The organism is Paenibacillus sp. Root52 (assembly GCF_001426865.1).
GTDB lineage: Bacteria > Bacillota > Bacilli > Paenibacillales > Paenibacillaceae > Paenibacillus.
Genome location: NZ_LMFO01000003.1, coordinates 33,108 through 52,258 on the forward strand (window position 1 = coordinate 33,108; position 19,151 = coordinate 52,258).

At 45.0% G+C, this 19,151-nt stretch carries 20 protein-coding genes; 13 read left to right on the forward strand and 7 right to left on the reverse strand.

Annotated elements, in window-relative coordinates; genetic code table 11:
- Positions 1-45: 45 nt before the first annotated feature.
- A complete protein-coding gene (locus ASD24_RS06155; RefSeq protein ID WP_056693099.1) occupies positions 46-1,065 on the forward strand; it encodes a Gfo/Idh/MocA family protein in 1,020 nt (339 codons plus the stop codon).
- Between the two features lie 157 nt (positions 1,066-1,222).
- On the opposite strand, the gene ASD24_RS06160 is transcribed toward ASD24_RS06155, so the two are convergent.
- Together ASD24_RS06160 and ASD24_RS06165 are read right to left on the reverse strand one after the other, a co-directional pair.
- Positions 1,223-2,173, reverse strand: a complete 951-nt coding sequence (locus tag ASD24_RS06160) for an aldo/keto reductase (RefSeq protein ID WP_056693102.1) — start codon at positions 2,171-2,173, stop codon at positions 1,223-1,225.
- Positions 2,174-2,282: 109 nt separating this feature from the next.
- Positions 2,283-3,287 carry a Gfo/Idh/MocA family protein gene (locus ASD24_RS06165; RefSeq protein WP_056693105.1) on the reverse strand — a complete coding sequence of 335 codons (1,005 nt, stop codon included), beginning with the start codon at positions 3,285-3,287 and terminating at the stop codon, positions 2,283-2,285.
- 119 nt (positions 3,288-3,406) lie between these two features.
- On the opposite strand from ASD24_RS06165, the gene ASD24_RS06170 reads away from it, so the two are divergent.
- The 3 genes from ASD24_RS06170 to ASD24_RS06180 all read left to right on the forward strand — a co-directional run bounded on the left by ASD24_RS06170 (position 3,407) and on the right by ASD24_RS06180 (position 5,688).
- Entirely contained in the window at positions 3,407-4,243 is an 837-nt protein-coding gene (locus ASD24_RS06170; protein ID WP_056693107.1) for an AraC family transcriptional regulator, read from the forward strand.
- Positions 4,244-4,397: 154 nt separating this feature from the next.
- Positions 4,398-4,814: an Rrf2 family transcriptional regulator gene (locus ASD24_RS06175; protein ID WP_056693109.1), complete on the forward strand. Its 417-nt coding sequence runs from the start codon at positions 4,398-4,400 to the stop codon at positions 4,812-4,814.
- A 424-nt stretch (positions 4,815-5,238) separates the two neighbouring features.
- Entirely contained in the window at positions 5,239-5,688 is a 450-nt protein-coding gene (locus ASD24_RS06180; protein ID WP_056693111.1) for a nuclear transport factor 2 family protein, read from the forward strand.
- A gap of 211 nt (positions 5,689-5,899) precedes the next feature.
- On the opposite strand, the gene ASD24_RS06185 is transcribed toward ASD24_RS06180, so the two are convergent.
- Positions 5,900-7,270, reverse strand: coding sequence for an MFS transporter (locus tag ASD24_RS06185; RefSeq protein ID WP_056693113.1), 1,371 nt, complete (start codon positions 7,268-7,270; stop codon positions 5,900-5,902).
- A 207-nt stretch (positions 7,271-7,477) separates the two neighbouring features.
- Between ASD24_RS06185 and ASD24_RS06190 the strand changes: the two genes are divergently transcribed.
- From ASD24_RS06190 to ASD24_RS06225, 8 genes are all read left to right on the forward strand, one after another.
- Positions 7,478-7,801 (forward strand): ArsR/SmtB family transcription factor, encoded by a 324-nt coding sequence (locus tag ASD24_RS06190; protein WP_056693116.1) that lies wholly within the window; start codon positions 7,478-7,480, stop codon positions 7,799-7,801.
- A 262-nt stretch (positions 7,802-8,063) separates the two neighbouring features.
- Positions 8,064-8,252 (forward strand): hypothetical protein, encoded by a 189-nt coding sequence (locus ASD24_RS29880; RefSeq protein WP_082560303.1) that lies wholly within the window; start codon positions 8,064-8,066, stop codon positions 8,250-8,252.
- Positions 8,253-8,367: 115 nt separating this feature from the next.
- On the forward strand, positions 8,368-9,288 hold the full coding sequence (locus ASD24_RS06200) for a helix-turn-helix transcriptional regulator (protein ID WP_056693121.1): 921 nt from the start codon (positions 8,368-8,370) through the stop codon (positions 9,286-9,288).
- Between the two features lie 24 nt (positions 9,289-9,312).
- Positions 9,313-10,311 (forward strand): C39 family peptidase, encoded by a 999-nt coding sequence (locus tag ASD24_RS06205; protein ID WP_235540417.1) that lies wholly within the window; start codon positions 9,313-9,315, stop codon positions 10,309-10,311.
- Between the two features lie 13 nt (positions 10,312-10,324).
- A complete protein-coding gene (locus tag ASD24_RS06210) occupies positions 10,325-11,347 on the forward strand; it encodes a hypothetical protein (protein ID WP_056693123.1) in 1,023 nt (340 codons plus the stop codon).
- A gap of 221 nt (positions 11,348-11,568) precedes the next feature.
- Positions 11,569-11,751, forward strand: coding sequence for an aspartyl-phosphate phosphatase Spo0E family protein (locus tag ASD24_RS06215; protein ID WP_082560304.1), 183 nt, complete (start codon positions 11,569-11,571; stop codon positions 11,749-11,751).
- Positions 11,752-12,204: 453 nt separating this feature from the next.
- On the forward strand, positions 12,205-13,872 hold the full coding sequence (locus ASD24_RS06220; protein WP_056693488.1) for a DUF6138 family protein: 1,668 nt from the start codon (positions 12,205-12,207) through the stop codon (positions 13,870-13,872).
- A 33-nt stretch (positions 13,873-13,905) separates the two neighbouring features.
- Positions 13,906-14,955, forward strand: a complete 1,050-nt coding sequence (locus ASD24_RS06225) for a hypothetical protein (protein WP_056693125.1) — start codon at positions 13,906-13,908, stop codon at positions 14,953-14,955.
- 137 nt (positions 14,956-15,092) lie between these two features.
- On the opposite strand, the gene ASD24_RS06230 is transcribed toward ASD24_RS06225, so the two are convergent.
- Positions 15,093-16,091 carry a hypothetical protein gene (locus tag ASD24_RS06230; RefSeq protein ID WP_056693127.1) on the reverse strand — a complete coding sequence of 333 codons (999 nt, stop codon included), beginning with the start codon at positions 16,089-16,091 and terminating at the stop codon, positions 15,093-15,095.
- Positions 16,092-16,393: 302 nt separating this feature from the next.
- A complete protein-coding gene (locus ASD24_RS06235) occupies positions 16,394-17,503 on the reverse strand; it encodes a stalk domain-containing protein (RefSeq protein ID WP_235540419.1) in 1,110 nt (369 codons plus the stop codon).
- A gap of 208 nt (positions 17,504-17,711) precedes the next feature.
- Here ASD24_RS06235 and ASD24_RS06240 point away from each other — a divergent pair, with 208 nt between their 5' ends.
- Entirely contained in the window at positions 17,712-18,590 is an 879-nt protein-coding gene (locus ASD24_RS06240) for a phosphotransferase (protein WP_056693131.1), read from the forward strand.
- Between the two features lie 49 nt (positions 18,591-18,639).
- On the opposite strand, the gene ASD24_RS06245 is transcribed toward ASD24_RS06240, so the two are convergent.
- Together ASD24_RS06245 and ASD24_RS06250 are read right to left on the reverse strand one after the other, a co-directional pair.
- Positions 18,640-18,840 carry a hypothetical protein gene (locus ASD24_RS06245; protein WP_156395353.1) on the reverse strand — a complete coding sequence of 67 codons (201 nt, stop codon included), beginning with the start codon at positions 18,838-18,840 and terminating at the stop codon, positions 18,640-18,642.
- 53 nt (positions 18,841-18,893) lie between these two features.
- Positions 18,894-19,094, reverse strand: a complete 201-nt coding sequence (locus ASD24_RS06250) for a DUF6199 family natural product biosynthesis protein (RefSeq protein ID WP_056693137.1) — start codon at positions 19,092-19,094, stop codon at positions 18,894-18,896.
- Between the last annotated feature and the right edge of the window lie 57 nt (positions 19,095-19,151).

A 19,151-nucleotide genomic window follows, 5' to 3' on the forward strand; every position in this document is an offset into this window, starting at 1 on the left:
GCATTCATACCAGACTAATCTACTTGTTAAAGGAGACATTTGTACATGAGTAAAATTAAAGTTGCTGTATTCGGCTGTGGAGCCATTGCCGAGCGCAGACATATTCCAGAATACGCTGATAATGAAAATGTTGAGCTTGTCGCTTTTGCCGATCCGATCGTGGAGCGTGCAGAGAAAATGGCTGAAACTTACGGTGGTAAGGCATACTCCAGCTATGAAGAATTGCTTGCTAACGAAACGGTTGACGCGGTAAGTGTATGTACTCCGAACTACCTGCATGCACCGATGGCGATTGCTGCGGCGAACGCTGGTAAGCATGTATTGGTAGAGAAACCGATGGCTGTATCGACCGAAGAAGGCGAGCAGATGATCGAAGCTGCTAAGAAAAATAACGTATTCCTTATGGTTGGACACAACCAACGTCTGATGCCTCCTCACGTAAAAGCGAAGGAAATTCTGGATTCCGGTAGACTGGGTAAAGTATTGAATTTCCGTACTTCCTTTGGTCACCCTGGACCAGAAGCATGGAGTGTGGATGGCGCTGACAGCTGGTTCTTCCGTAAAGAAGAAGCGATCATGGGAGCTATGGGCGACCTGGGCGTACACAAATCGGACTTTATCCGTTACTTGCTGAGTGATGAAGTATCCGAAGTTGCTGGATTCATCAGCACATTGCACAAAGAAGGTACGAAAGTAGACGATAACGCAACATGCCTGCTGCGCATGAAGAGCGGTGCAATTGGTACTTTGGTTGCTAGCTGGACGCAATATCGCGCAGGAGACAACAGTACTGTACTTTGGTGCGAGAATGGTGTGATGAAGATTGGTACAGTTGATGGTGACGAGGTTATCGTTGAATTGACGAACGGTACAGTTGAGACTTACAAAGTAGGCGCTATGGCTACCAATGAGAAACAAGTACCAAGTGGTGTCATCGATGCATTCGTAGAATCTATTGTTACGAACACACCTCCAAGCATCTCTGGTGAAGAGGGTCTGCGTTCCTTGCAAGTCATCCTGGCTGCCTTCGAATCGGAGAAAACAGGTCAGATCGTAAAACTGTAATACTGTAGACACGTTATTATACCGAAAAAGAAATAGGCATTCATGATGGTTTATCCCATTTAACATTTATGTCATGAAATATATCGAAAAGGCTCACTTCCCGTGCTTCTGGGAGTGAGCCTTTTTGTTCTAATAAATAATCTTTACAATGACACAACTACAGAGACGAAGGCTTCGCATCACTGCCAAGATCTAACCAATTCACTTCTTGAGTGGATAGGGAGATGCGTGATCCCTCGTCACAGGACAGCAGCTCTGCCTGGTTTTGAGCACCTATAAGTGCACACGTTGGGAAGGATTGATTCAATACATACGCAAGCGCAATCTGAATGGGCGTTGTATTTTTGGCTGCAGCCAGTTGCTCAGCTCTGTTCAATCGTTCCCAGTTGCCGTCACTATAGAACACACGAACCAGATCTGCATTATCCCGTACTTCTGGTGTGAAGCGACCTGTAAAGAAACCACGAGCCTGAGAAGACCAGGACAACAAAGGCAATTGTGTACGTTCATGCCAAGCTAGCGTCTCTGCATCTGCGGATACACAGCCTGCCCAGAAGGGCTCATTTGCTTTGGCAAGACTGAGATTCGGACTGCTGAACGTAAAACCTTTCAGACCATGGGATGCGGCATAGGCATTGGCTTCCTCCAGGCGCTGCCAAGTCCAGTTGGATGCACCAATCGCACCAATTTTCCCAGCTTCAATGTGCTCATTCAGCGCTTCAAGAATCACACCAACAGCAACATTAGGGTCATCGCGGTGCAAGGCATATAACTCGACATGAGGAGTCTGGAGTCGTTCCAGACTCGTCAGAAGGTCGCTGCGAATGGCATCAGGGTTAACCCGTGGGCCGTCTTGGTTGTGGTGAGCACCCTTGGTCAGAATAACAATCTCATCACGGTTGCCGCGTTCCTGCATGTAACGTCCAAGCACTTCTTCGCTCTGTCCTCCGCAATAGATATGAGCCGTATCCACGGTGTTTCCACCGATGGACAGGAACGCATCCATATTGGCAGCAACTTTCTCATAAGCGTCATGTACAAAATAGTCCGTGCCTTTAATTAAGCGGGAGATGCGTTTACCCGCACCATCAATCGTAATAAATTCCATATTCACACACCGTCCTTATATATAGTTCGTGTTCTGGCTAAACCCATATTAGCTACTGTGATGCTGTTAAGCATATTTTGTAATCAAAAGCAGACTTTCTGAACAACTCTTAAAGTGTGATTCGTGTACGTTCTTCTGCTGAGCGCAGGCAAGCTTCGAGTACCTTCATGTTGGCTACTGCATCGTCAGGCGCGAAGCGCAGTGCTTCACCATGAAGTACAGCACGTGCCATGTCATCTCCCTGAAGGGAATAGTGATTCACTTGTGGAACAACGACTTCTCTACGATCTCCACCCGAAGTGACGTAGAAGTTAGAGCCTGCATCTGGGTTGCTTATATAAGCAGAAGGTACTTCAATTCGTCCATCTGATCCAAGGACTTCCAGCGTATTGCGGAAGGCAGCCCACATGCTGCTGTCAAATGTAACACCAACCTGGCCATCGAATTCCAGCAATCCTGAAGCCATCATATCCACATGATCATGTTCAGGAGAGAACATGCCAATCACCGTTGCTGCAGTGGGCTCTTGCCCAAGGATTAGACGCGCAGCACTGATGGAATAACAGCCAATATCATAGAGGGCTCCGCCGCCCCATTCCCGTTTGAATCGAACGTTACCGGCCGAACCGGAATTGTTGAATGAAAACGTACTATGAATCCCGCGAACTGTACCAATTTCACCGCTAGCGATAATCTCCTTAATCTGATCATAACGTGGATGATGGCGATACATGAGTGCTTCGGCAAGCTGTACCTTAGCATCCGCACAAGCCTGAACCATTTCCTCGGCTTCCTTCGCAGTCAGCGCAAGTGGTTTCTCGCACAGAATGTGCTTCCCTGCTTCTGCGGCGCGAATTGTCCATTCTCGGTGCAGATGGTTTGGGAGGGGGATGTACACTGCATCGATAGAGTCATCTGCAAGTAATGCTTCATAACTGCCGTAAGCTTGATCTATACCTAGTTGGTCGGCAGTCTGTTTCGCTTTTTCTTCATCCCGACTAGCAATGGCAGTGACCACGTTAAGCTCGGATTGTTGCAGACCCGGAATAACGGAGCGTACAGCAATGCTAGCGCTACCAAGAATGCCCCAACGCATTTTACGATCTGAATTCATAGTTGTATTCCTCCTGTATATGAATGTATATTGTGATTATATGAGATACCTGAATGAATTAAAATAATAATATATTGATTATAGTTAACACAAAATTGTTGCTTAAGGAGAAACGGTTTATGTTAAGACAGACAACGCTATTGACCCTTCAAAATATCCCCTATTTTTGTTATCCCGAGTCGATTGGACACTATACAGAACACCCCCAACATAACGTTTGGCGTGAGACAGGTGCACTCAATAACTTCAACATTCACTACGTTGCCGCAGGCAAAGGATACGTTGAAGCAGATGGTGTCGTGCATGAGCTTCGAGCTGGACAGGCTGTCCTGTATTTTCCGCAACAGCAGCAGCGATATTACAGCAGCGAGGATGATCCGTGGGATGTCCGTTGGGTTCATTTTTATGGAGATCGGTTGCATGATTATATGATTGAGCGAGGCCTGCATCGTAATCTGTTGTGGACGCTACGTCAGCAGGCTCCATGGGAAGAAGCACATCTGGCGCTGCTCACCGAAGCGGAACAGAATCGGATGCTGCGACCAGCCCAGTTGTCTACGCTCACCTATGCAGTATTGGCTGAGTTCGTTCAGCATGCTGTTCCACTGAAAAATACACGTACAAGCAATGCCGAAAGCCGTGTGCTAGCCTTACTTCCACAGATGCAGCAGGAGGCTTGTCAGCCATTCTTGCTACAGGATTGGGCTGATCTAGCGGGAGTAAGCTCGTATTACTTTTGCAAATTGTTCAAGAGTGCTGTAGAGATGACACCGATGGAGTTCATTACACGTTCTCGGTTACAGATGGCGAAGCAATGGTTATTAGAGCGGCCAACTGCCAATATTGGACAGATTGCGGAAGAGGCGGGGTATCCGAATGCCAGTTATTTTAACCGTCAGTTTATGGCCAGAGAAGGCATGACTCCTACGGATTACCGAGGCTTATACCATAGTTAGTCATAAAGAGGTTGTTCAAACTGAAAACCGTACTTTTTGAACACGCACTTAAAGTGAGTTAACCCTGCGAAGCTGGAGAAGATGGGAAGTTTGACACTGCGTCTAATCAGGTCTATTATGGATAAATTAAATCCGTATATAATGAGGTGCCCTCATGAAATATTCCAAAGCTACGAATTATGCGTTGCATACAATGCTGCATCTTGTAATTACTGAGCCAGAGCAGTTGGTTAGCGTACATCAGCTGGCAGAACTTCAGAAAGTATCACCTACTTATCTGTCCAAAATCTTGACCAAACTGGTCAAAGCAGGGATGATCGAATCGACCTCGGGAGCAAATGGAGGCTATCGTCTGAGTCGAAAGAATCCAGATCCTTCTTTTCTTGAGATTATTCATGCCATTGAAGGAAAGGCTTCTTTGTTTGAATGTACACAGAACCATAACGACAGTTGTCTGATCCAAAGAGTGATGGTACATGCGGAGGAGCAGATGGAGGACTATTTGAATAATCGCAAAATGTCGGAGCTAGCTGCTGAGATGAAGGCATGGCATTCTTCCCGAACAGAGTAGTAGAGTCTGAACAAGAGGATCGTTCAATACTCCAGCCTACTCTAGATCGCTAGATCAGAGCATACGATTATACAGGCTGACAGACTGATATCTTCGATCACAGGTTTACGGGCATGATGCATGGTGCAGGTATGTATATCTTCATAGCGGTTGAGCGTTGATTACAACGCAATAGAAGAGTCCTAACAAAAAGGTCTAAGCGTAAACAGATAAATCTGCTGTTTCTCTTGGGCTTTTTTTGTAGGCGAGTTTTCAGACACGGCCTAGGCAAGGATGTTTCAACATATACCTCAGATGGGTAATATGCAAACGTATAGTCTGTCGTTGTGCCTGGTAGGAACCGAATGGTACAATGAATAAGAAGTTTATTGCATACATAGCACGAATGATACGAACATATCTTACATCTCTGGAGGTACAACACATGAGCCAATCAACGATCAATGGATTAGAACGACTGCTTGCACTGGAGAGCATTAGAAATACCAAAGCACGCTATTGCCGCTTTATTGATACCAAACAGTGGGACGCACTGGGTGGAGTTTTCGCTCCAGATGCTGTAGCCGATTTTAGCACAGAAGGTAATCCTATTCCTGTATTGAACGGCCGAGATACAATCGTACAAGTATTCCGGGATCTCGTCGATGTAGCGGTGACAGTGCATCATGTACATAGCGCCGAAGTAGAATTTGTATCTGAGAACGAAGCAAAAGTTATCTCACCTATGGAAGACTGGGTGACTTTCCCTGAAGGCAATGAGAATACATCATTTCACGGGTTCGGGCATTACCATGAGACATTTGTGAAGATTGATGGAGAATGGTACATTCAGCATACTAGTCTGAAACGCCTGCGTCTGGATATGTTTGAATAGTTTAATATCTGATCTTCATTTGGTTTTCCATATGGATTAGAAATCACAAACGCCATGAGTACATGATATGTACTTATGGCGTTTTGTTATGTATATCTACGAGCGAGTACTCGCGTTACATTGTAAAAAGCCAGGTGAATTCCCATATGGAATTCCCTGGCTTAGAATGTCGTGTGCTGTAATTGTATTAAAAGATGTTCACATTATAGAATCAGGCTGTCGTTTTCTTGCGTGATTGCATCCGTAAGTACAACTGAGAGAAGATTACCGCTGCAAGTGCAACAACTGTCATGCCCCAGAAAATACTGCTATATGCGGAGGACAGTGTCCATTGTTGCATAGCCGTCAAGGCAACACCTGTAACAGCTACACTGAAAGCGCCGCTGAAGAACTGGCTTAATTGGAACAGCCCCATGCCTGCACCAACCTGATCCATCGTTAGGTTGCCAGACAGTTCATTAGATACGCTGGTTGTCAGCGCAGAGAAGCCCACACTAAGCAAAATGTATACCGCCATGATGGCGTAAATGCTGTTATGAGCAAATAAGGCGAACAAGCCAGCCGCTGCTAACAACAACCACGGTGCAAATTTCAGCAAGAGTGTATTACCATGTCGGTCAATCATGCGGCCGATCCGATTGGACAGCAACATCGATACAACTGCACCAGGGAAGATGACTAATCCAGATTGAGCAGGAGTCAGTGCATATAAATGAGCCAGAATCTGCGGCAATAGGAACAAGGTCGAGAAGTTATTAATGTACGATACAATGCCTAGTGAGCTGAGAACCATATATTTTTTGTCACGGAACAGTGCAGGCTGTACGAATGGATCCACTGCACGGCGAATCCGTAACCAGAATAGCAATAACGCCGCAACACCAACGACAATGGTTATCCACTCTCTTGAGGTGAGGAATAACAGAATACCTGTTGTCCCAATGGCGAGCAGAAGCGCACCGAGCAAGTCAAACGAACCTTTTTTCGGCATTTCACTTGGGAGTAGTCTGAAGAACACAGGGATTAGGAACAGAGATAGTCCAGTAACGATAAATAGATCATGCCAACCTAAAAACTGTGTGATGCTTCCGCCGATAACCGGCCCAAGTCCAAGACCAAGAGAGCTGGCAGACATAATAACAGCCATTGATTTACCACGGCGATCACTTGGGATATAGCGAGTAATAAGGACGATAGCCAGTCCCGGAATTGATGCCGCACCCATCGCCTGAATTAAACGCGCAATGAGTAACACGATAAAGTGGTTACTGAAAAAACCGAGAACCGACGCAGCGCCGAGCAAGGTAAGCCCGGTTGTAAACAAGGTGCGAATCGGCACAAAGTCCGATAGACGTGAGAATGTAATGGAAGAGATGGCAAAGACAATAGAGTAGCCTGTAACAATCCAGGAAGATGCAACAGATGAGAGCGTGAATTCGGCTGCGATTTTGGGCAGTGCCAGATTGAACATCATCGTGTTCATCACGACGAGTACAACCGTGAAGCCAAGCAAGCTGACGATTAACTTTTCTTGTATTCCAGAGGTTTGTTCTCCGGATGGTGCAGTTACCGTGCTGTTCATATAAAACCTCCTGTAATTTTGTGTTTCGCAACATTTCAGAAACTACGTGTAACATTTGCAAAATGTGATATGATGTTAACCCCTGCCTAACCGCATGGGTACATTAACGTAATGAATAAATAAAGTTCGATTGGTATCGAACTTTAGAAATATATCATGAATCTGTGCTAAAATACAATGGATAGTCTGAAAAAAGGAGACTACAGTATGAAAATATTGCATCATCCTCAAGTGGAGGATATTCAAATTTCTTCCGTATTGTATGCTTTAAGTGATCCAACACGTCTTGGTATTGTTGCAGAGGCCGCTAGAAGTGGAGAACAGCCTTGCAGTCATTTTCATGCGCCTGTTGTAAAATCGACCATGTCACACCACATTCGAACGTTGCGAGAAGCAGGCGTTATTCGAGTGAGAGTGCAGGGAACGCAGCATTTCCTGACCTTGAGATCGGAAGATTTGGAAGAACGTTTCCCAGGGCTGTTAGAGCCTTTATTACAGGCAGCATCTCAAACGAATAGCGACAACGCCTAGAATCTGTCCTTTCTTCAAGTTGAAGAGGGGGCATTTTTTTATTGTATTCCATTCGGATGTGTCTTCGATCTCGCTTAAAGGTATCTTGCACAGCGTTTACGCAAACTGCTGCGACATTCTGTGTCGTATCAAGACCTCTATAATAACGGTGAACAGAATCAATTTCATAATACCTTTAGGTGCTTCAATCCAGACGACACTTTTAGTGAGTTATGAAATTGATTCAACACACCAAAATTTATTGAAAAGAGGTTCACAAACGTTGGCAAAAACCAAAAGAGGACGCGTGCTGTGGAGTCTTCCATCCAGAGGACGCGGAACATGTCCGGTATGCGGCAGTACACGTATCAAATTGTTGTATTCCCAAACCAAAACAGACGGCACGATGTTGAAAGTATGCAAGAAATGTTCAAAAGCAGTGCAGTCCAGAGTGGATCAGGTAACTGTATAACGCAGCGCAGCCTGTTCAATCGAACAGGCTCTGTTGGTGTACCAGACAGGATAGGAATTCAGCAGAATGCTTTTATAATAGAAGGAGTGAGCTTAAGCGAAAAGGAGGTGGGAAGATGAGCAATATGCATCGTATTCACTGGTTTGACGAGCAGATTCGGAGTGGGCGTTTTCCTAATAGTGGCTGGCTCGCACGAGAATTCGAAATCTCGCGTCGACAAGCGCAGCGGGATATTGAATATATGGCAATCTCCCTACGTGCTCCTTTATTATACATGGCGAAGTACCGTGGATATTGTTATGAGGATCAGACTTACCGTCTGCCCCATTTATATATGACAGAGGAAGAGCAGCAGGTGTTGAAATATCTGGCACATCGCTATCGGCATTACGATTATGAGCAGGCAGAGTCGGTGAAACGTGTCGCGCATCTACTTGAGCGTTTTACGTTGGAGGAACATCCTACAGAGCAAAGGAAACTTCCCGTATTTACAGCACAACCGAAACAACTGCAATGGTATGAATTGTTGACCCACGCCATAGCTGATTCGTGCCGAGTGCACATTCATTATAGGGATCATAGCGGAGAAAGGCAGCTCTCCCTATGTCCTCTCAAGTTGATCTCACAGTTTAACGCCGATTATGTTATTGGTTATGAAACCGATCCTGTACAGCAAATGACCATTCGGTTGGAAGGCATCATTTATATGTCAGTCTCGGAGGAGAGGTTTGAATACAAGGCTGATGCTCTGCTCAGTGGGTGGGAAGAGCCATTGCCCGTTCGTAAACCGTTCGTAGCGGAGATTCGTTTGAAGGAAGGACAACATTTTGAATTATGGCATGGATATCCGATTCGGGATCGGCAGGATCAAATTTATTTTATTGAATTTCATGATATGGATGCGTTCCTCCAGCATTTGTTTCGTAGCGAGTGGGAGGAACTATTGTCGCCAGGTTGGCTGAGGAGAAAGCTTCAGCAACGTGCAGAGCAATTATTGGATAGATTAACGGTTCAGCGGGAAGCAAATGTGGAATAGACAGCGTAGAAAGGAGGTCGTGTCTTGGCTGAAGTCATGTTAGATCACTTCATGATGAAACGGGAATCCAAATCGTATGTGGATGGCCTGCATGCCATATTGACCCATACGGGTCAGTTTCAAGGCTCCAAATATATGCTCGCTGGATACACAGGTATGGCTTTTAAACTAGCAGTGCATCAGCAGTTACTTCCCATGTCAGTTACAGCCTACGGACAGTGGGGAGAAGCGCATCGGCCCGGCATTGATAACCTGGGTATCTTCACCATCTGGGATGGTGGACGTACACGACATTCTACGTTCAGTTATTACCAACAGGATGCTGTGAATTGGGTGAAACGTAGTCTAGATGAGGGTAGAGGCGTAATTTACTGGATTCCTGAATTCGGTGTCATTCACGGTTATGATGACGATGACCGAATCTTCTATGTGCAGGATGGGTGGAGTGAGGAATCCCAGATACTACTGTATGACAATTTTGGGCTGAACTTCACAGGCTTCTGGTATTGTCAGATATTCGGAGACCAAGTCCACATGGCAGAACAGGAGATGGTATTGGAGTCCTTACGACTAGCGATAGAGGATTGGGATACTCCTTATCGTCTGTTGCCTGATCGTAATATTGCTTCTGGCAAGCTGGCTTATGAGGTGTGGGTGCGGGCACTGCAACGTACAGATTATGATGCTTCAGGAGCAGCTTATATTTTGGACGCCTATTGTCAGTCACGAACTGAGATTCAGAAGTATTTACACGTTGTACGAGGGTTATGGAACGAACTGAACCAGGCTCACACATGTTATGAACAGATTGGAGTATTGATCCACGAGATGCAAACATGCATCGTTCAGCAAGAGGGCAGACGGATTCTACGCCAAGACACAACCGAGAAGCTGGCACACGTATTGTTGAAGGCGAAGGCGCTGGAGGTGCAAGCCATGGATTATTTTCGAATAATCTCCTTCCGATACCCTGACCGTAAACGCTCTACAGTACCAAGATGGGGAGCACATTCAGCCAGATAGGAGGGAAGTGGGAGTGATGAAATCAAAATTCATGTTAAGCGACTTGATAGCGCCTGTACCGTATCAGCATATATCAGATGATCAGAGACGACGACGGGTCAACAGCTCGTATTCGGATGTATTGTATCGGATTCTGAAGCATCAACGATGGGGTGATTTCACTCAGGACATGATTGCGGGAATGACAGTCAGTGGTTTTCGATTGGTGGTTGATCGGCGTCTAACCGCAGAGTCGATCTCGGCATACAATTGGATGGCAGAGAATTTTGTAGCGGCTGACTTCATTGGTGTAACGGCGAGCCAGGCGGCAGGTTTTTCATTTGAACCCACCTTTCCGCTGTATCAGAAGCAGGCGTTGCATGATATCAAGGCCAGTATTAACCGCGGCGTGGGAGCGATTCTGTGGCATAATCAATTTGTCATTGCTGCTGGGTATGATGATACCGAGCAACTGATCTACCTTTGTGATTGTGAGGGACAGGAGCTGCAGCCCCTACCTTATCATTCTTTTGGAAAAAATGAATCCCCTTACTGGTATTATCAAGTACTGGAGTCTCATCAATCGGTGGATGTATGGGAAGTCTGCAAGGAATCGTTAATCCAGGCCGTCTACAAATGGGAAACTCATGACTACATGTTGCCGCCCCAAGAGTATGCCTGCGGAGCAGAAGCCTATACGACCATTGCTGCAGCGCTACAGTCAGGAACGTATGACACGGTTGAGGCGGCAATCGTCCTACGCTATTATGCAAAATCTAGACAGGATATCGCCTCGTATGTGGCAGCACTGGAGCATCTGTCCATACATATGGATCGGGTTATAAGCGAATACGCCTTACTCGCAGAGCATTATACCGACATCGTTGAGGTGATCAATGACTACTCCGCATGGGATGCAAGGGAACCGCAAAGTGTACAAAAGGTGATTGAGCAGATTCAAAGGGCAGGGGATAGAGAGCAACAGGCTATAAATGCTATTAAAAATGCTTTCCCTGAAACGATTGGTAATCGTTTTGCAGATATTGGTTTGAGATAAGCAGAGGATGCATATGCAAAAACGGATAGGCATAAGAGCCTATCTTTTTTAGTTTTTACTCCATACACACGTACACACCTATCAAACGTATTTCACCCTTATTCAGAAAAATAATACAAAAATTTGATTTTGGGGTAATCCAAAACGATCCGTATTCCGAATATTATAATAGATGGTCTTTTTTGGATGATAAATACTGATGGACAACAGGGGGCGGGAGTATGGTGCAGAATCCGGAAACCATTCAGGAATGTATTGAAAAGGCGAGACAGCGACTCTACCAGATTGCAAATCAGTACCCGGATCTATGGCATCCTGAAGTGATTCGTCAATCCATGGTCTTGGATGAACTGATCAATGAATATAACCAGGCAACCCGATTGAAAAAAACGATAAAAATATAAGCTGGAGATGTCTTTTTCATTAATCTGCAACATGCATTGGTCTGTCAATTGCATCCGAGATTCTCCTCATCAATGTTGATTATCTTCGAATATAAGGGGAGAGCATGCCACAGGAAAGAGAAAGCATACCTATTCATGAAAATAAATGTAAGCGATATCATTATTAGCTTTATATAAGATGAACTATATCTACACGAGACCGGAGAGGACAGAAATAACCATAACAAGCGGAACGTTCGCCAGAACAACCGTACGTAAGTCTCATTGTTTCAGTCAGTCTTATGAGAGTAAAATAATAGGTGATAGATGTAGGTTAACACGCAGATATCAAGGATGGCCTAGGGCCAATCTGATTGTATAAGAGGAAGTAGATGCTGTAAGAGAAGAGTACATAACAGATAGCGAAAGGCAGGAGAACAAGTGACTATAACAATTAGTGCAGCCATTGAAGAGATGGTTGCAGAGATTCATATATGGTTTGATGAACAGGCGAAACGCACAGATCTGGACAGCATTGTGCAACGAACCACGTTGCAGAGGGGAATTTTCAATGATATTTTGCTAGATTACAGACCTGGGCGAACAACGGTAGATAGTGCCGATCTGGATTTGGATGATAGTTTTACATCGAAGAATGCAGGCTTCCTCACACTGGAAGAGGTACGAACGGTGATTCAACCGCAGCTTGTGGAGGTGGTTAAAGGCAAGTTGGAGCAATGGGCACATACACCGTTGATTGATTATCATTTTACCTTTCGCGCGAAATTCCCAACCACCGAAGGCAAGCTGCACCTAACATTGCTGGATTATGTCCATGAAGAGAAGAGACAGCAATTACTTGAACGTGTTCATTCCTATGTAGACGAGAAGGTGGAGAATGGTACATATCCCACGAAGCCACTAGAATCGTTTTTCTTGACACGTCATCTTCTTGACGTGAACCTGTTTCCTGAATTGGATGTAGCGCGAACGATAGCGATCTTTAATCGGATTCAGGAGTTGAATAAGAGCCGTCCGGAGGCACTCGCAGAGCATCGTAGGAATTTGATCCATGCTCTAACCGATTGGGCTGAGAATCAATTTTTGCCCCAGTATTATGATATTCAAACATCTACCTACCGTGCGAATGAGTATACGCTCAAGCCAGGTGCAGTACTAGAGCAGCGGGAGACCCAGCATCTGGATGAAAATGAGAACCAAGAACAGCTCGCGCAACCGATTGATCTGTTATTGTACGGAGCGGTCATGATCCTTCGCTATGAACCGAGCTACAGTAAACCTAGAGGTCTCAACTTCATGGAGCTTGCCGTGCAACTGGGCAGTAAACGAGCAGTACGTATGATGGATGAGGGTAGTGGAACCTTTGCCAAGGAAGAAATCATTGTGAAAAATAAACAGGTCGAGTGCAAAGCAAACGATGTATACTCGCTCATCACCATCCACATACGCCAGGAAGAAGCCTCTGCCTATGAACAAGCTCTTACCTTTATTATTCACTTACTGGAACGGGGATTTCCGAAACATTATAAAATCAAATTGAAATCTAGTGATAAGCAATATTTACCGATCAAAGGGCTGGCCAAGTCCGATACCCATCGTTTCTTCGCTAATGCACTGCAATATGCAGAACTGCATTCGCTTCTTGAGCAATATGCCCGTAAGGCGATTGAACAATTCGAATTTTATGCAGATACAGAAGGGGAAAAGAACTGTATGACGGGCAGCTACGCAACTTTTGGACTGGGACTCACAGATGAGCAGTATTTTCCATTAGTAGTTCACTACATGAATCATGTGGATGATGAGCATCAGCTAGTGCAGGATAAGTTCATCACTGTGTTTGCCGAGAAATATGGTGTTACCACCCACTCTGCACCTATATTAGTTCATTGTCTGCGCCGTGCTACAGATAGTTTGAAGCTGAAAACTCTGCCTGAGCTGGAAAGTGAGGACAAGCTTGCTCTGCTTGCACAGCAGATGAATGGCCTACAGCCTTACGAGGTTGAGCATGTGCTATATCCAATCTGGGGCAAGGTCGAGAAATTAGCCACGCTGGCTCGTAAGGCGGATGGAAGACGTAAAGAGTTACTGCTTGAACTGTTGCAGGCTGCTGGGAAATAAACGGGTAAGCTTACCAACCAAGGGGGATGAGGAATGGAATCGTTGCAGCGAAGCGTATGGGTAGGTTTATCTACTCCAGAGAAAGAGGAGTGCATGCAGACGATCGCTCGTAAGCTACCAGAGCAGATGAGATATGATGGGCTACAGACATTTGAACGGTATGGTCAGCGAACAGAGACCGCTGTATTCGTCTGTGGTGGGCAAAAGTTTGTATTTGTGCCAGGGGATGGTGTAACGCTGGGTTGGGATGGCTGGCAGGAAGGGATGAACGAAGCAACGTCTACCGATCTGCTTGAGACGGTGAGTGAGTATGGCGTAGAGGATGTGGACTCGTTTCTCAGCGATCAGATGTCGCCTGTAAGGGAAGTAGAGATTGCCCCGATGCTGGTAGAGTGCCGTACCCATCCACTTGGTTGGATCAAAGTGACAGAAGAAGAGGCGAGGAAGCAGGGCGATCCTGATTTTGCAGCAGCGTTGGAGGAGTTCAAGCAGGGTAAGCTGAATGAATATGAACAATACCAACAGTTTCGCTTAGTTCGTCACGGTGAAGATATCCAGATCTTATGGTTCAATGAAGATTTAACCCTGAGAGATCTTTTGGAAGAAACAGCGGAAGCGGGATTTGGTGTACTTACCGAGGATGAGTGGGAGTATCTGTATGGAGGCGGGTGCCGTATGTTATTTCCTTGGGGCGACAGCTTTGATTACACCTTAAAATTAAAGCACTTTGGTGACTTACAGGAAGCGGACAAGCTGATGGGCGATTCCACTGAACCTCCCCCTGCCTTGGTAGATGAGGCTGACCGACCCTATGATCTAGAGCTGCCCAACTTTTTTGGGGTGCAATTTGTCGGGGATCCCTATACGTATGAACTTACACTAGATGACGATGGAGAGATGCAGCCCAAAGGTGGAGACGGTGGTTCCATGATCTGTGGTGGTATGGGGCCATTAGTCGGCTTTCTCCCCGCTGCTGCTGTATTTTATCGTGATACCAATGCGAGTGACCTGGACTGGGAAGATATGATGGATTGTATGCACTACAGGAAAGTGATTCGTTTAATAGGGGGTGCCCATTCCTAGACTGGCTTAGGATAGTGTACTAGGGCAGAATATGCTTGGTTCCAAAAGCACATAAAACAAAGCCATACCCGTTAAGGACATCATACGTTCCTAGGGGTATGGCTTTCTATAATTCTTCTTTCGAAAAGGCTGACCTGTTATCGAATATCCACAGACCATGCACCATCGGCTTGTACCGCGATTGCATATACGCCATCTGTTGTAATGTTCAAGCTCGTCGATCCTGAGTATGTACCAGTCTCATCGATCAGTTTTGTATTGGAATCGAGGCCAACGGTTTTGTTAATATAAGCAGTAAAGTGGCTATCTCCTTTATGTTTGAAGGTAAATGTGGTTGTACCGCTTTTGATATACACAAATACCACATTATCTCCTTTGCCCTTTGTCTTGGCAGGAGCGCGAAGGGTATCCTCTGGAATTTTCTGCGTTGTGTGCAACGTCCAGGCGCCATCTGAAATGACATCCAACGTAAACTGCGCGTTTGTTGGAATGTGAGCGAAGGATTTTCCACTGTATTCCCCAGTTTTATCAAATATTCGTGCAGACTCGCCATTTTCATTGGTCAAATTAACCTGGAATGAGCCATTGCCTGCATGAGTGGCATCTATGGCGACCATACCATAATTCAGTGGAAAAGGATCCGTTATTTGATTACCCTTAGCTTCAAATTGAACTGATCTGGCAAGATACTGTTCAAGAATCGGTTTGCCGTCTAATTCCTGATACAGTTGCTTAACTTGTTCATAGTCGTCAGCAGCTATGCTCTCAGCGAGTGTGAGTAGAATGTCTTTATTTTCAGGTTCATATTTGTTATTGGCGTATTCGGTAATACGTGCAGCCATTCGTTCTATATCCCCGGGGGCGATCACTCCTTCGACAGTCGCTTGTTTCATGTATTCTTTAGCCTCGGCCAATGCTTTATATTTTCCACCCGTATTTTGAATATCCTTATAACTAACGCTCTCACGACCTGAATTTGGGAATAAAATATCCACCGTTAACAACCAAATGACTCCTGTAATGGATGCAGCAATAATATACCATTTGGGACTGTTCGTTGATTTTTTGTGAATGCGCCATGCCGTGATGATGAAAAAGAAGCACAGTAATAATATTAATATTGAAATAATGATCATATGAATCTCCCTGTTCGTTATTCTGTTGATCTCGTGCTAAGAAACAGCATATTCCATTATAAACCAATTCCTTGTGAAATGAAGCCGGACAAAAGCCCTTGTTTTCAGAAGTGAAGAAAGCATTCTAGATAGGACAAAACACACATCGAGTCTGCCTATATAGGAAGGAAAAGACCGATGTGCGTTGTGTTGTGACTGATCAGCTGGGTATGAAGAAGCACCGCGTGCTGAAAGCTGCACGCGGTGCAAAAATAGAAAGTTATTTATTAGATGTACTATAGTCGCGATGGTGTTAACTGAACTTATTTTAGCTTCTGCACAGAGACTGCCATTTGCTCCAGTTGGGCATGAGTCAATTGATTGTTTGGCGAGCTTATCGTTACATAGCGATCATCCAGTTGGAAGGTCAGCAGATCGGTCTGATCGGGAGTATACCACTTGGCAGATACGCCATTTGGTAATTTTACCGTTTTTCCATCATAGCTGAATGAATAGTCTTTGGGCGATATCGTTACATTCATACGATTGAATACAAAGTTTACACCATCACCGCCAGCGCCTACACTTTTGAATGTATCTCCGGCAACCATATGCTGTGGCGCATACGCGGTTTTGAATCCGTCGAACTTCGCAAATGTCTTGCGGATGTTATCCAGTTGTTGCTTGGTGTAGTTCACATCTGCGAAGGCCGTGATGCCTTGATGATTGTTGCTGTTAGCTTTCTGAACAGAGACCGCAACTTGCTGCAACTGCGCTTGCGTCAGCTTGTGGTCTGGAGAGCTAATGGTAACGTAACGATCATCCAGTTGGAAAGTCAGCATACCGGTTTTGTCTGGAGTATACCATTTGGCAGTAACCCCATTGGACAATTTCACATTTTTGCTCGTATAGCCGTCTGAATAATCCCTTGGTGAGATATCCACTTTCATATGATTAAATATAAAGCTGACACCATCGCCACCTGCACCTACACTTTTGAACGTGTCACCTGTAGTCATTTGTTGTGGTGCATAAGCCGTCTCGAAACCATCAAATTGGGCAAAGGCTTTTTGGATCGCTTCTTTTTGAGCTGGAGTATACGTTACATTGGTTAGAACTGTTGGATTGCTAGTTGCTTGACCAATAATCACTTGTCCCTTTTGGCTGTCATAGGATACGGGTACATGGAGTGCATCAGCCAGTGCGCGTACAGGCAGATACGTGGAATTGTTATATGTGATTGGAGCTAGTTTGTTACCATTGCCATCTGTAGGTGAGTAAGCCGCACCATTGACATTGAAGCTGATTCCGTGGTTAAGATAGGCGGAGATTTTCTCCAGTTGTGTACCTGCAAATACTCCTGTTGCACCAGTTAACGTCATTCCCAGTACCATCATCGTTGCTACGGATTTCTTCATGTTTTTTTTCATCATCTATCTCTCCTTAAAATTGGAATTGGTTAGTATCTTGTGGGCTCGCTGTCCCTTATGGCTTTATATTAAACCTGGAACATATCCAGAATAATTCTGAATTATCTCCAACTTGTAAACATATGCGTCATGGCTCACGATAAGGGAAAGGACATCTGATCTTAGAGAGCAAACGAAACGGTGAACATAACAAGGAGGGGGCAGGATCAACATGGATCTGAAAACTATAGCGTCACATTATACCTTGGGGGAGATTCTGAATTGTACATCGATGCAGCAAGGGACAAGTTCAGCAGCGATGTTGCTGGAGACCACGTTAGATAGGTTTGTATTGCGTCAGCTCAGGGATGAAGGACAGGCTTTGGCTGAATATGAAGTATACGAGGCACTGGCACCTGCAAATATATCACCAAGTATCCTGTGTACGAAGGAAGGTCTGCCTTATATTACCCTTGGGCATATGATTTATAATGTTCAGACTTATATTGAAAAAGTAGTGCCGCAGCACTCGCTAAGCTTGAATTATGTTGAGTTGGGTAAAGTGATTGCACGTTTCCATCAACGCATCTTGCAGCTGGATATGACTAGACTTGGTCAGAAGGATCGTTTTGCTCTACCTTCATTATGGGAAGCCGTAAGTGGGGATATTCTGAATTCGTCATCTGAGGTAATACGGCGTTTGGCAAGTCATGTGGAGGAATGTTGCAAGTATCAATCGAAGCATACGGCTGTAATACATGGGGATCTAGGGCTGTGGAATGTGCTATTCACGGAAAGTCATATGTATATCATTGATGTCGGTGAAGTACGGTGTGGGAACCATCATTTTGATCTAGCAGCCATACTGTCTTCGACGTGTTCTTCTTCAACAACAGTATGCGAGCTGGAGGAGCGAATGATTCAATTGGAACGTGGATATCGCTCTGAAGGGCGCGACGTTAATCGGGAGATTCTATACGAACAGATCCATCTATGGGTCATTCGTGGACTGTTAGCCATCATAAGAGAGAAGGGAATCATTGCTCCAACGATCCCCTATATCGAGCGGAATCTAGCGTTTCTCGGTAAATGTCAGACGGTAATGAGCTGAATTCAGAGTGGTGGATAGGATAAGATAGGATCAATTGGCTGAGAAAGATTTAGTTCACTAAATAAAGGATTAATCCACCTACGCCAAATACGATTGCAAAAACATATACATACGAAAGCCGGCTCAGATTTTGCTTGGTTTTGCGGTCATACTCAGGATTGCTGGTTTGATTCGCCTTCGAATTACCGATAATCAGCGTAGCGATTCCTCCGAATAAAGCGATAGCGATAACTAAAATATAGGGCAACAACGTATGCTCGACCTCCCTTTCAAAATAATAGATATGAATCGATACATATGTCGTTATACAAATAATACGTATGTTGCATAAGCCGCAATAACTAAACAGACAACCCCACCGATTCGAGTGGAGAATGTATAAAGAGAAGAGGGTTCCGTAGCATCAGAAGACTTCCACTTTTCCGTGATGATCCACAGAACAGATGGAGCAATTAACATTAGTAAGCCAACGAGACTGAAGATAATGGCAATAGTCAAAATCATTTGAAGGCGCCTTTCTGTTGGTGAATTACAATAATTGGCGATTTTCCATATGTCATC